General features: G+C 71.9%; 10 protein-coding genes. 2 read left to right on the top strand and 8 right to left on the bottom strand.

What is annotated here, in order from left to right; translation table 11 throughout:
• Positions 1-14: 14 nt before the first annotated feature.
• The 6 genes from E2170_RS08670 to E2170_RS08645 form a co-directional block, all read right to left on the bottom strand.
• Entirely contained in the window at positions 15-164 is a 150-nt protein-coding gene (locus E2170_RS08670) for a hypothetical protein (protein WP_207914957.1), read from the bottom strand.
• A gap of 34 nt (positions 165-198) precedes the next feature.
• Positions 199-975 (bottom strand): energy transducer TonB, encoded by a 777-nt coding sequence (locus E2170_RS08665; protein ID WP_165942207.1) that lies wholly within the window; start codon positions 973-975, stop codon positions 199-201.
• A gap of 58 nt (positions 976-1033) precedes the next feature.
• Positions 1034-4306 (bottom strand): ankyrin repeat domain-containing protein, encoded by a 3273-nt coding sequence (locus E2170_RS08660; RefSeq protein ID WP_133000281.1) that lies wholly within the window; start codon positions 4304-4306, stop codon positions 1034-1036.
• Entirely contained in the window at positions 4299-4571 is a 273-nt protein-coding gene (locus E2170_RS08655; RefSeq protein ID WP_133000280.1) for a YcgL domain-containing protein, read from the bottom strand. Before E2170_RS08655 ends, E2170_RS08660 begins: the two co-directional genes overlap by 8 nt.
• 99 nt (positions 4572-4670) lie before the next feature.
• A complete protein-coding gene (gene cydB, locus E2170_RS08650) occupies positions 4671-5684 on the bottom strand; it encodes a cytochrome d ubiquinol oxidase subunit II (protein ID WP_133000279.1) in 1014 nt (337 codons plus the stop codon).
• Complete coding sequence (locus E2170_RS08645) at positions 5684-7093, bottom strand: cytochrome ubiquinol oxidase subunit I (protein WP_133000278.1); 1410 nt, start codon at positions 7091-7093, stop codon at positions 5684-5686. Before E2170_RS08645 ends, cydB begins: the two co-directional genes overlap by 1 nt.
• Before the next feature lie 163 nt (positions 7094-7256).
• Here E2170_RS08645 and E2170_RS08640 point away from each other — a divergent pair, with 163 nt between their 5' ends.
• A complete protein-coding gene (locus tag E2170_RS08640; RefSeq protein ID WP_133000277.1) occupies positions 7257-9647 on the top strand; it encodes a S9 family peptidase in 2391 nt (796 codons plus the stop codon).
• 9 nt (positions 9648-9656) lie between these two features.
• Here the strand turns inward: E2170_RS08640 and E2170_RS08635 are convergent, their stop codons facing one another.
• Positions 9657-10244, bottom strand: a complete 588-nt coding sequence (locus E2170_RS08635; RefSeq protein WP_165942206.1) for a cysteine dioxygenase family protein — start codon at positions 10242-10244, stop codon at positions 9657-9659.
• Between the two features lie 155 nt (positions 10245-10399).
• Between E2170_RS08635 and hemF the strand changes: the two genes are divergently transcribed.
• Positions 10400-11332: an oxygen-dependent coproporphyrinogen oxidase gene (gene hemF, locus E2170_RS08630; protein ID WP_133000275.1), complete on the top strand. Its 933-nt coding sequence runs from the start codon at positions 10400-10402 to the stop codon at positions 11330-11332.
• A gap of 26 nt (positions 11333-11358) precedes the next feature.
• Here hemF and glk read toward each other — a convergent pair whose 3' ends face one another.
• Positions 11359-12336, bottom strand: a complete 978-nt coding sequence (gene glk / locus E2170_RS08625) for a glucokinase (protein ID WP_133000274.1) — start codon at positions 12334-12336, stop codon at positions 11359-11361.
• Positions 12337-12607: the final 271 nt, after the last annotated feature.

The following is a 12607-nucleotide window of genomic DNA, read 5'->3' as shown; positions in this document are numbered from 1 at the left end:
GGCCAGGTGGAACATCAGCTTGGCGAGCAGCACGATGCCGACCATGTGGCAGAAATCGACAGCATCAGCGCGAAGCTGCTGTCCAGCGGGTGCGCAAGGACGTCGCAGTAGCGCCAGGCCATCGCCAGCCCGCTGCCATAGAGCACCAGCAGGACCCAGGGCATGATCCGGCGCGCGCGGCGGCCGCATCGCGGCCTGTCAGCCGGGATCGAGCAGGAACAGCGACTGGCTGGACACCGCCAGCCCGGCAGGCTGGCGGCCCTCGGCGGCGAGGCATTCCGGTGAAGGCGCGGGAGCCTTCAACGGCGTTTCCAGGCCCGGCGACCGGAAACTTCCGTCCGGGCCCGGGCCCGGACCACCGATGATGAACTCCACCGTGGTGTTCATCCGCGTGCGTACCGGCTGCCCTGCCAGCTGTTCGGGCAGATAGCGCATTCCCTTCACCCAGTCGCGGATCGCGGCTTCGAAGGTCCGCTTCTCATCCGAGCGCACGAAGCCGCCGAAGTCGATGTTTTCCAGGGTGGCCGAGCCGTCGGTCTCGACCACGAAGTCGACCTCCATCTTTCCGGTCTGCCCACGCCTTATCGCCTTGGCGGGATAGCGGGGAGGCATCAGGTGCGGCACGCCATCGGCACGCACCGGGCCATTGCCCCGGTAGTCGGCGGCGAGGACGAGGTCGCCGCCGCGCTGCACGGCGCAGACGCCCATCACCACGTAGGTCGTGCCTCCCATCGGCTGCCCGTCCAGCATGGCAGGTCCAAACTTCAGCTCCCGGACGCTCGATTCGACGAACTCCCTGACTGGCGCCGGCAGTTCGCTGGACGCCTCGACCTCGACCGGCCGACCGGCTTCATCCACGACCAGCTTCACTGGCGTTCGGAACGCCGTCGCCTCGTCCTGCGTCGCACCCATCGCCCCATTGCTGGCCAAGGCAAGCGCGCAGGCCAATGCACGCACCACGGTCGTCATGTCCATCCCCCTATCCCCTGAAAAAACGATCATAGCGCCGGGCGGAGCGTCGGCCCGACGCCGGTCAGCCGCGGTCGCGCAGGAACCGCGCCATCGACACCCCCGACGGCGGCGGCGCGAACTCGGCGGCGACGTCGACGAAGCCGCGCATCACCGCGACCTCGCGCGGGCTGCGGTTGAGCGCGTCGCGCAGGTCCGGGTCGCAGCCGGCGCGCAGCAGGTGGCGGGCCATGCGCAGCAGCCCGTGCAGGGCGGCCAGGTGCAGCGGGCCGAAGCCGCGCGGGTCCTGGGCGTCGAGGCGGGTGTCCTCGTCCAGCAGGCGGTCGACCGCGGCCAGCACCACGTCCTCGTCGCAGGCGGTGCCGGGTTCGGCGCGCGCGCCCAGCAGCAGCAGCAGCGGCGTCACGCCGCCGGCGGCCGCGGCGTCGGGCTCGGCGCCGGCCAGCAGCAGGGTGTCGAACAGGGCCAGCAGGCGCGGCCGGTCGCGCGCGGTGAAGCCGTAGAGCGCGGCGCAGTGCAGCGGGGTCAGGCCCTGGGCATCGGCGGCCTGGATGTTGGCGCCGGCGGTCAGCAGGCGCGCGCAGATGTCGGGCATGCCCAGGGCAGCGGCGATCATCAGCACGGTGACCTCGCCGGGCAGGCGGTGCTCCAGCGCGACCTTCGCGCGCAGCAGGCGCTCGACGATGGCGCCGTGGCGCATGCTCACCGCCGCCGACAGCGGGGTGGCACCGGTGTGCGCGGCGCGCTGCGGGTCCGCGCCGCGATCCAGCAGCAGTTCAAGCGCTTCGGCGTGGCCGCCACCGGCGGCGCGCAGCAGCGCGGTGCAGCCCTTGTCGTCGGTCGCGTCCACGGGGAAGCCGAGTTCGAGCAGGCGGCGCACCGCCCCGACGTCGCCGGCCATGGCCGCGGCCGGCAGGTCGCCTTCGCCCAGGGGACGGCCGGGCAGCGCCCAACCGCTCCAGTCCAGCCAGTCGGCGAGGTCGCGGCGCCCCGCGGACAGGGCCACTCCCAGCGGCGTCTGGCCGTCGGCGGCGCGCACCGCCGGCGAGGCGCCGCCCCGGACCAGCAGCTTCAGCGCCGGCTCGCGGGCGAGCGCCGCGGCCAGGTGCAGGGCGGTCATGCCGTGCCCGTCGCGGCGGTCGAGGTCGACGCCGTCGGCGACCAGGCGTTCGAGCAGGCGCATCCAGCCCAGGCGCACGGCGAGCGCCGCGGGCGGGTCGCCGGCCGGCGACGGCGCGAACACGTCCGCGCCGCGCTCGACCAGCTCCAGCGCGAACTGCTCCAGTCCACGCGCGGCCTGGTCCTCGCGCACGCAGGCGTCGAGGAAGCGCGCGAGCCCGCCGGCACCGGCCGGCGAGGCTCCCCCGCGCAGCAGTGCCTGGATCGCCGGCAGGGCGTCGGTGCCGCGACCCAGCAGCCGCATCAGCGCGGTGTCGCCGCCGGCTTCGCGCGCATCGGCATCGGCGCCGTTGAGCAGCAGCCATTCGATGCGCGCCGGCGACGGCGCGGTGTCGCCGTGCAGCAGCAGGCCGCCAAGTTCGGCCGGCGTCACCAGCTGCGCCAGCGGTTCGAGCCCGTCGAAGCGGCCTTCGCCCAGCTGTTCGCGCAGCACCTCCAGCGGCGGACGGTCGGGCGGAAGCTCGCTGTCGCCGCCGAGCACGCTGGCCGGCAGCGGGTGCGCGGGGTCGAGCGCGGCCACCATCGCCCAGCGGCCGCCGGTGGCGGCGTGGTCGACCGGGCGCTTGCCTTCGCCATCAGCCACGGCGGCGTCGATGCCCAGTGCCAGCAGGCGTGCGGCCAGTGCGGCACTGCCCGTCTCGCACAGGCAGGCCAGGTGCAGGGCGTTGCGGCCCTCACCATCCACGGCATGCAGGTCGGCGCGCTCGGCCAGCAGGTCGACCGCGGCCAGGTGGCCGCCGAAGGCGGCTTCGAGCAGCGGCGTGCGGCCGCCGTCGTCGCGGGCATCGGCGTCGGCGCGGGCCTCGAGCAGCGCCTCCATGATCCCGGCATGGCCGGCCAGCGCGGCCTCGTGCAGGGCGCTGCGGCCGCGCGCGTCGCGGGCATCGACCCGGGCCTTGTGCTTGAGCAGCAGGGCGACGCCGGCGGCATCGTCGTCGTCGCCACCGGCCGCGGCCAGCAGCGGCGGCGAGCCGGCCTCGGGCTCGGTGCGCGCACCGCGCTCCAGCAGGAAGCGGGCGAGGCGCCAGTTGCCGCAGCCGCAGGCGATGCCGAGCGGGGTCACGCCGTCGGCGTTGCGGGCATCGAGCTCGGCGGCGGCGTCGCGCAGCAGGGCGGCGACGCCGGGGTCGGAGCTGCGCGCGGCATGGTGCAGCGGGGTGTTGCCGTCGCGGTCGGTGGCGCGCGGGTCGGCGCCGTTGGCCAGCAGGGTCATCACCGCCTCCGGCCGGCCGTGCCAGCTGTCGCGGGTGGCGGCCAGCAGCGGCGTCAGGCCGGCGTGGGCGTGGTTGAGGTCGACGCCGCGGGCGATCAGCGCGCGCAGCAGGCGCAGGTCGGGCAGCACCGCGGCCAGCACGGCCAGCGAGCGCTGGTCGCGACCCTCGGAGTCGGGCAGCGCGTGTGGATCGGCACCCTCCTCCACCAGGGCCAAGGCGCGCTCGACGCGGCCGCCGCGGGCGGCGGCGTACAGGGCGGCGACGGCATCACCGGCTTCGACCTCGTCGATGAGGGCCGGCTGCGCCGGTTCCGGCATGTCGACCACGTCGAGCTCGGCCGCCGCCAGCGGCGCGCGCAGCACCACCCGGTGCAGCAGCGGCCAGGCGACCGCGGCCACGCCAGCCAGGATCCAGCGCGCGGTGCCGGCGACCAGGTCCGGCCAGGCCAGCACCAGGGCCAGTGCGAGGATGACGGCGATCGCCAGCGCCGCGCCCAGGCCGCGCCAGCTGGAACCGTCATGCGCCTCCAGCGCACGCCAGTGGCCCGCCAGGCCCTGGCCACCCTCGCCTTCGACCAGTTGCCACAGCGGCCACAGGCGCCAGAGCGCGATCACGCCCAGGCCCGCCGTGGCACTGAGCGCCACCGCCGAACCCAGCGAGGCGCCGCCGCTGGCCAGCAATGCCGACAGCGGCCAGCCCACCAGCAGCACGGTGACGGCCACGGCCAGTGCCCACAGCAACGCCAGTGCCAGCACGTCGCGGCGCAACGCCGCGCCCGCGGGCAGTACCGCGCGCAACCCCAGCGCGAACGCCGGCTGCGCCAGCCAGGCCGCCATCGCCGCGACCGCGGCCTCGGGGATTCCGGCCAGCAGGGCCAGCACGACGCCGCCAGCCAGGGGCAGCCACTTTTTCACGGGCGATTGCACGATCGGACGCTCAGGCATCGGTGCCCCAGTCATCGCTCAGCGGATCAATGCCGGCGCGCGGCGGCATCTGCAGGTGGAAGCCGCGGCCGGCAAGGTTGGCCCGCACCGCGTCGGCGTCCTCGCGCGCCAGCCGGCGGCCGGGGTCCAGCGCGACCTCGAGCACGAAGCGAAGCTCGCCGAGTTCGCCACGGACCGGACCGGGGATGCGGTCGAAATCATCGCGGCCGGCGAGGTAGACGTAGGTGTCGGCCTTTTTCAGGCTCTTGTAGACGAAGGCTTGCATCGACGGTTCCAGCGCGCGGTCGCACGCGTGCAGGGGGAAGCATAAAGCAAGCGCGCCGCGACGCCCCGATGCGGGCCGCCCTTCGCCCCGCCCGCGCCTTCAGTGGTAGCCCGCGTCGGCCTGGATCTTGCCCCTGAACACCGAGTACGACCACGCCGTGTAACCGAGGATGACCGGCAGCAGCAGCACCAGTCCGACCAGGGTGAAGACCTGCGTCGACGGCGGCGAAGCCGCGTCCCAGATGCTCAGCGAGGGCGGGATGATGTTGGGCCAGATGCCCACCACCAGGCCGATGAAGCCGAGCACGAAGAAGCTCAGCGTCAGCACGAAAGGCCGGGCGTCGCGGCCCGTGCGCATCGCCGCTCGCCACAGCCACCAGGCGTTGGCCAGCGCCAGCAGCGGCACCGGCGCCAGCCACCAGAAGTTCCCGCCCTCGAACCAGCGCGCCATGATCTGCGAGTCCAGGAACGGCAACCAGGCGCTGACCAGGCCCATGAAGGCCACCACCACCAGCACCAGCGGCCGGGTGACGGTGCGGGCGACCGACTGCAGCGGTCCCTCGGTCTTCAGGATCAGCCAGCCCGCGCCCAGCAGCGCGTAGCCGAACACCACCGCGACCCCGGTCAGCATCGAGAACGGGCTGAACCAGTCGAAGGCGCCGCCAAGATACTTGCCCTCTTCCAGCGGCATGCCTTCCACCAGCGCGCCCAGGATCAGGCCCTGCGCGAACGCCGCCACCATCGAGCCGAGCGCGAAGGCACCGCCCCAGAACGGCTTCCCGCGCCGCGCCTTGAAGCGGAATTCGAAGGCCACGCCCCGGAAGATCAGCGCGATCAGCATCAGCAGCACCGGCAGGTACAACGCTGACAGCAGGATCGCGTAGGCCTTGGGGAAGGCCGCGAACAGCGCGGTGCCGCCGAGCACCAGCCAGGTTTCGTTGCCGTCCCAGATCGGCGCGGCGGTGTTCATCATGTGGTCGAGCTGGTCGCCGTCCTCGGCGAAGGGCGCGAGGATGCCGAGGCCGAGCACGAAGCCATCGAGCAGCACGTACATCAGCACGCCGAAACCGATCACGCCGTACCACGCCACCGGCAGCCAGGTCGCGGTGTCCATCAGCCGTCCTCCGCACGCGCGTGGTCGTGGCCGCCGACCGACAGCGGCCGGGCCGGCGTGCGGTCGCCGCCGCCGGTCTCCGGTGAGTCCTCGTGTAGCAGCGGGCCCTTGCGCACCAGGCCCAGCAGATAGTGGATGCCCGCGCCGAAAATCACCGCATAGGCAGTGGCATAGACGACCAGCGAAGACATCACGGCGGCGGCGGTGATGTTGGGGCTGACCGCCTCGCTGGTGCGCAGCAGGCCGTAGACCACCCAGGGCTGGCGACCGATCTCGACCACGTACCAGCCCGAGACCAGGGCCACGAAGCCGGCAGGACTCAGCCATCGCCAGCCGTCCAGCAGCCATTTCGATTCGAACAGCCAGCCCCGCCACCATGCCCAGGCGGACGCCAGCGCCAGCAGCAGCATGGCCACGCCAAGACCCACCATCACCCGGAACGCCCAGAACACCGGCGCCACCGGCGGCCGCTCGTCGGCGGGCACCGCGGCCAGCGGCTGGATCTCCCCGTCCCAGCTGTGGGTGAGGATCAGGCTGCCCAGGCGGGGAATGGCCACTTCGTAACGGTTGGTCCCGGCGGCCTCGTCGGGCCAGGCGAACAGGACCAGCGGCACCCCCGCACCGGGTTCGCCGGCCTCCCAGTGCGCCTCCATCGCCGCGAGCTTCACCGGCTGGTGCTTGCCGACGTTGAGGCCGTGCAGGTCGCCGACCAGCACCTGCAGCGGCAGCGTGATCGCGGCGAAGGCCACCGCCAGCTTCAGCATCCTCCGCCCCGCCGCCAGGTGCACCCCGCGGCGCAGGTACCAGGCGCTGACGCCGCCGACCACGAAGCAGGTGGTGATGAACGCGGCCAGCACCATGTGCGCCAGCCGGTAGGGGAAGGACGGGTTGAAGATGATCGCCAGCCAGTCGACCGGGTGGAACACGCCGTCGACGATCTCGTGGCCCTGCGGGGTCTGCATCCAGCTGTTGGCGGACAGGATCCAGAAGGTCGAAAACAGCGTGCCCAGCGCGACCATGCAGGTCGACAGGAAATGCAGCTTCGGCGACACACGGTTCCAGCCGAACAGCATCACGCCCAGGAAGCTGGCCTCCAGGAAGAAAGCGGTCAGCACCTCGTAGCTCAGCAGCGGGCCCAGGATCGCGCCCGCACGCTCGGACAGCACCGCCCAGTTGGTGCCGAACTGGAAGCTCATCACGATGCCGCTGACCACGCCCATGCCGAAGCTGATGGCGAAGATCCGCAGCCAGAAGAAATAGAGGTCGCGCCACATCGCGTCGCGGGTGCGCAGCCAGCGCCACTCGAGGAAGGCCAGCCAGTGCGCCAGGCCGATGGTGAAGGCCGGGAACAGGATGTGGAAGGTGATCAGGAAGCCGAACTGGATCCGCGACAGCAGCAACGCGTCCACGCCGTTCTCCGCGGTGCGAACCGGGCACCGCGCCCGCCATTGTGCCCCTCTTCGCGTCGTCACCGGTTCAGGCGGCGTGAATCCGGGCATGACCACCGGCCCAGAGGCATCGCGCGCGCGGCTGATACGCTGGCGCGTCAACGTCCCGAGGGGTCACTGCACCATGCGCCACCGCACCGTCGTTTCCTTCCTGTCGCTGTCGCTGCTGCTGGCCGTCGCGCCCGCATCCACGGCCCTGGCCCAGCCCGCGCCGGCGCTCGACCTGCACCAGGTCATGGCCGACCCCGACTGGATCGGTCCGCCTGTGGAGCGGATGTGGTGGTCCTGGGACGGCGCCACCGCTTATTACGCGGCCAAGCGCAGCGGCAGCAACGTGCGCGACACCTTCGCCCAGCCGGTGGCCGGCGGTGCGGCAAACCGGGTCGACGGCGCAGCGCGCGCGGGCATCGACGGCACGGACCCGATATTCGACGCCACCCGCGCGCGCATGGCCTTCCTGCGCAATGGCGACGTCTTCGTGCGTGACCTGCGCGGCGGCGCGCTGACCCAGATCACCCGCACCGAGGCCGGCGAATCGCAGCTGCAGTGGGGCCGCGACGGCTCGCTGTCGTGGCGCAGCGGCAACGACTGGTACCGCTGGACCGCCTCGGGCGGCGTCGGCCAGGCCGCGAGCCTGAAGGCCGAGGATGCTCCCGGCACGCCGCCCAAGGCCGACGCCCTGCGCGAGCGCCAGCTGCGCTACATCGAAACCCTGCGCACCGAGCGCGAACGCCGCGAGGAGCTGCGCACCCAGGCCGAAGCCTGGCGCAGCGCCGACCCGAGCCGCGCGCCGGCGCCGGCCTTCCTCGGCAAGGACGTCGAGATCCAGGGCAGCGCGCTCTCGCCCGACGGCCGCTGGCTGTTCGCGGTCACCCAGGCCAAGGGTGCCGACGCGGGCCAGGGCGGAAAGATGCCGAAGTACGTCACCGAGTCCGGCTACGAGGAGTTCGAGGACGTGCGCACGCGCGTGGGCCGCAACGATCCCGCGCCGCAGTCGTTCTGGCTGGTGTCGCTCGACGACGGCAAGGTGCGCGAACTGAAGACCGATCCGCTGCCGGGCATCACCCAGGATCCGCTGGCCGCGCTGCGCAAGGCCGCCGGCAAGGATGCGCTGAAGGGCAACCGCCCCGTGCGCATCGAAGGCTGGGGCGGCGACGTCTCCGGCGGCGCGCGCTGGAGCGACGACGGCCGCGGCCTCGCGCTGATGCTGCACTCGGTCGACAACAAGGACCGCTGGCTGGCGACGGTCGACCTCGCCGGCGCGAAGCTGCAGCCCGTGCACCGCCTGAGCGACGAGGCCTGGATCAACTGGAGCTTCAACGAGTTCGGCTGGATGCCGGATGCGCGCACGCTGTGGTTCCTGTCCGAGGAGTCCGGCTGGTCGCACCTGTACACCACGTCGGGCGGCCGCGCTCGCGCGCTGACCTCGGGCCGCTGGGAAGCCTCGCAGCCGGTGCTGGCCGCGGACGGCGCCAGCTTCCTGTTCCTGTGCAACCGCGCCCGCCCCGGCGACTACGAGGTCTGCCAGGTCGGCGCCAACGGCGGCGAAGTGCGCGAAGTGACCGCGCTGAACGGCGTCGAGGACTTCGTCGCCTCGCCCGACGGCCGCCGCGTGCTGGTGCGGCATTCGAGCAGCTACGTGCCGCCGCAGCTGTCGGTGGTCGACGCCGCCGGCGGCGACGCCCGCCAGCTCACCGACACCCGCAGCGCGGAGTTCAAGGCACGCGAATGGATCCAGCCCGAGACCGTGCAGGTGCCCTCGAAGCACGGTGCCGGCACCGTCTGGGGCAAGTACTACGGCCCGGCCACCATGGAGCCCGGCCGCGAATACCCGGTCGTGCTGTTCGTGCACGGCGCCGGCTACCTGCAGAACGTCAGCGACCGCTATCCGAACTACTTCCGCGAGCAGATGTTCCACAACCTGCTGGTGCAGCAGGGCTACATCGTGCTCGACCTCGACTTCCGGGCCTCCGAAGGCTACGGCCGCGACTGGCGCACCGCGATCTACCGGCAGATGGGCCACCCGGAGCTGGAGGACTACCTCGACGGCATCGACTGGCTGGTGGAAAACCGCCAGGCCGACCGCGACCGCGTCGGCATCTACGGCGGCAGCTACGGCGGCTTCATGACCTTCATGGCCCTGTTCCGCGAGCCGGGCACCTTCAAGGCGGGCGCCGCGCTGCGCCCGGTGACCGACTGGTCGCAGTACAACCACGGCTACACCGCCAACATCCTCAACACCCCGGAGCTCGACCCCGAGGCCTACGCGAAGTCATCGCCGATGGAGTACGCCGAGGGCCTGCAGGACCACCTGCTGATCGCCCACGGCATGATCGACGACAACGTGTTCTACAAGGACTCGGTGATGCTGGCGCAGCGCCTGATCGAGCTGCGCAAGGACAAGTGGGAATTGGCGAGCTACCCGCTGGAGCGGCACGGCTATGTGCATTCCGATTCCTGGTACGACCAGTACCGACGCATCTACGAATTGTTCGAGCGCGCGCTGAAGGACTGAGGGCGCGCCTCAGGCCATGGCCAGCCGCACGCGCTCCGGACGATAGAGATCGTCCTCGACGTGCACGAAGCGGCGTACCTCGTCCAGCGGCGTGCCGTAGATGTGCAGGGTCACGGTGGTTTCCCGCGCACTGGGATTGCGGCAGGAATGCAGGTCGTGCGGCGGCAGCAGGCCGATCACGCGGCCATCCTCGAGCGCGTGGTGGTCGCTGGCATGCATGCGGACGAGCGCGCGATTGCGGTCGCGGACGCGGTAGTCGAGCACTTCCAGGTGTCCGCGCAGCACCGCCTCGACGCCCCAGGTGTCGGCATGGTCGTGCACGGAGCTGCCCTGCCCGGGGCCCCAGGTCATGGCCAGCACCTGGTAGCCGTGGCGCGGCGAGCGGTACAGCTCGCGACGCGTGTAGCCGGCGGGGTCGGGGATCAACAGCGCGGGCGGCAACGCGCCGGCGTTGGGGAGCAGGTTGCGCAGCCCTTCGACCAGCGTGGCGACGATCCGGCGCGGTGCGCGCATGCGCATGGCGGCGTCGGCCACAACGATCACGTCGTCGAGCAGGGGGAAATGCGCGGTGCGCGGTTCCGCAGTGTGCAAGGTCATCGAAGTCCCCTTCATGATGATTGCGATGCCGATGATGACGTGCAGGCGCGTTCGCGTTTCCCTAAGCAGACGTTAGCTGCGCGTTAGGGTTGCGTCACCGGTGGAACACTGCCGACGCGCCGCCGGGATGGTGTCGGCCGCCTTACAATTGCCACATGACCGATTTCGACGCCGTCCGCGACTACCTGACTGGCCTGCAGGACCGCATCTGCGCGGCCATGGAGGGCGCCGACGGCGCCGCGCGCTTCCACGAGGACGCCTGGACGCGCCCGGACGAGAGCGCCAGCGGCGGCCTCGCCGGCGGCGGTCGCACCCGCATCATGCGCGACGGTGCCGTGTTCGAGCAGGCCGGCATCGGCTTCTCCGACGTGCGCGGCACGCGACTGCCGCCGTCGGCCACGGCGAACCGGCCCGAACTGACCGGCGCCTCGTGGCGCGCGGTCGGCGTTTCGCTGGTCTTCCACCCGCGCAACCCGTACCTGCCGACCACGCATGCCAACGTGCGCCACTTCCGCGCCGAGCGCGACGGCGCGACCGTGGCCTCATGGTTCGGCGGCGGCTTCGACCTCACGCCCTTCTATCCCTTCGACGAGGACGTGCTGCACTGGCACCGCACCGCGCGCGCGCTGTGCGAGCCCTTCGGCAGCCAGGCGCGCTACGAGGCGCACAAGCGGTGGTGCGACGAGTACTTCTTCCTGAAGCACCGCGACGAGACCCGCGGCGTCGGCGGCCTGTTCTTCGACGACCTGGCCGACGACTTCGAGCGCGACTTCGCCTACCTGCGCGCGGTCGGCGACGGCTTCCTCGACGCCTGGCTGCCGATCGTCGAACGCCGCAAGGCCACGCCCTGGGGCGAACGCGAGCGCCAGTTCCAGCTCTACCGCCGCGGCCGCTACGTCGAATTCAACCTGGTCTGGGACCGCGGCACCCACTTCGGCCTGCAGTCCGGCGGCCGCAGCGAATCCATCCTGATGAGCATGCCGCCGCTGGCGCGCTGGGAATACGGCTTCGAACCGGAGCCCGGCAGCCCCGAGGCCCGCCTGGCCGACTACCTCCGGCCACGCGACTGGCTGGCGGAGTTGGGCTGAGGAAGAGCTTTTTTGCCTCAGCCGGCTCAGCGCGCGCTCCCCGGACATGGCCCAGGCCCCAGGGCCACGGCCGCGCCCAGCAGTCCCGGGTTGGGATGGACCACGACCTGGATCGACACCGGCTCCAGCCAGGCGGCGAAGCGGCCCTTGTCCAGGAAGCGCTCGCGAAAGGCGCTGCTGCGCAGGAAGGGCAGGAAACGCGGCACCATGCCGCCGGCGATCACCACCGAGCGCGCGCCGTGCGCCAGCGCGATGTCGCCGGCAACGCTGCCGAGGATCGCGCAGAAGCGCGCGAGCGCTCGGCGCGAAACCACGTCATGGCCGTCCAGCGCCGCGGCCACGATCGCGGCAGGGTCGCGCAGCCCACCGTCTTCGTCCCCGCGCAGCACCGCATCGATGACCGACAGGCCGCTGCCCGACAGCAGCCGCTCCCAGGACGCGCGGCCGTGGCGCGCCGTGATCCGGGCCGCGAGCAGGCGTTCCTCGTCGCCCAGGGGCGCGAAGCCGACGTGGCCGCCCTCGGTCTCCACCACCTGCCAGCCGCCGTCGGCACTGCCGACCAGCAGGGCGACCCCGAAGCCGGTGCCGGGCCCGATGACGCTGACCGGCCCCCGCGACAGCTCGTGCGACTGCCCGTGCAGCACCACGCGCTCGTCCGCCGCCAGCACCGGCACCGCGCGCGCGATGGCGCCGAAGTCGTTGAGCAGGCGCAGCTCCTCCAGCCCCAGCGAGTCGCGCAGCTCATGGCGACTGAACGACCAGGCGCGGTTGGTCAGCCGCATTTCGTCGCCGTCGACCGGGCAGGCCAGCGCCATCGCGGCCCGCCGCGGGCGGACGCCGACGGCGGCGAGGTAATGTTCGGTGGCGTGCTGCAGGCTGGCGAACTCCGCATTGCGCAGCGCCATCGGCTCCACGAGTCCCGGCACCACCGCCGCGGGGTCGCACAGCGCGAACCGCGCATTGGTTCCTCCGATGTCCGCGACTAGCGCCAGGTCTCCGGTCAAGGCTTCGCTCCAGGCAGCGGGTCAGGCCCCATAGGCTACAGGCAATAAAAAGCCCCGCAGGCAGGGGGGGCCGGCGGGGCTGGAGAACGGGGCTCGGGGAGAAGCCTTACGTTCCGGGGTCGATCAGCTCCAGGGGAGGGGAGTGATCTGCGACAGACCTTGCATCTGTCACGGGCTATATGACCATCGCGGACATGGATGGTTCGTGAAGATTGCCGTTAAGTTTTTGTTGGATTCAGCCTGCGTTTAGCGGCCCTTTCCGGGCCCTTTG

The organism is Luteimonas arsenica (genome assembly GCF_004352825.1).
Lineage (GTDB): Bacteria > Pseudomonadota > Gammaproteobacteria > Xanthomonadales > Xanthomonadaceae > Luteimonas > Luteimonas arsenica.
The sequence above is the reverse complement of the archived record's forward strand: the minus strand, read 5'-3'. Positions and strand labels throughout refer to the sequence as shown.

Bases quoted from the DNA above. Each gene is read 5' to 3' on its own strand.
- hemF (WP_133000275.1), top strand. From the start codon at position 10,400: ATGACCGATTTCGACGCCGTCCGCGACTACCTGACTGGCCTGCAGGAC.
- E2170_RS08655 (WP_133000280.1), bottom strand. From the start codon at position 4,571: ATGCAAGCCTTCGTCTACAAGAGCCTGAAAAAGGCCGACACCTACGTC.
- E2170_RS08635 (WP_165942206.1), bottom strand. From the start codon at position 10,244: ATGACCTTGCACACTGCGGAACCGCGCACCGCGCATTTCCCCCTGCTC.
- E2170_RS08670 (WP_207914957.1), bottom strand. From the start codon at position 164: ATGCCCTGGGTCCTGCTGGTGCTCTATGGCAGCGGGCTGGCGATGGCC.
- E2170_RS08640 (WP_133000277.1), top strand. From the start codon at position 7,257: ATGCGCCACCGCACCGTCGTTTCCTTCCTGTCGCTGTCGCTGCTGCTG.
- cydB (WP_133000279.1), bottom strand. From the start codon at position 5,684: ATGGACACCGCGACCTGGCTGCCGGTGGCGTGGTACGGCGTGATCGGT.
- E2170_RS08665 (WP_165942207.1), bottom strand. From the start codon at position 975: ATGGACATGACGACCGTGGTGCGTGCATTGGCCTGCGCGCTTGCCTTG.
- E2170_RS08660 (WP_133000281.1), bottom strand. From the start codon at position 4,306: ATGCCTGAGCGTCCGATCGTGCAATCGCCCGTGAAAAAGTGGCTGCCC.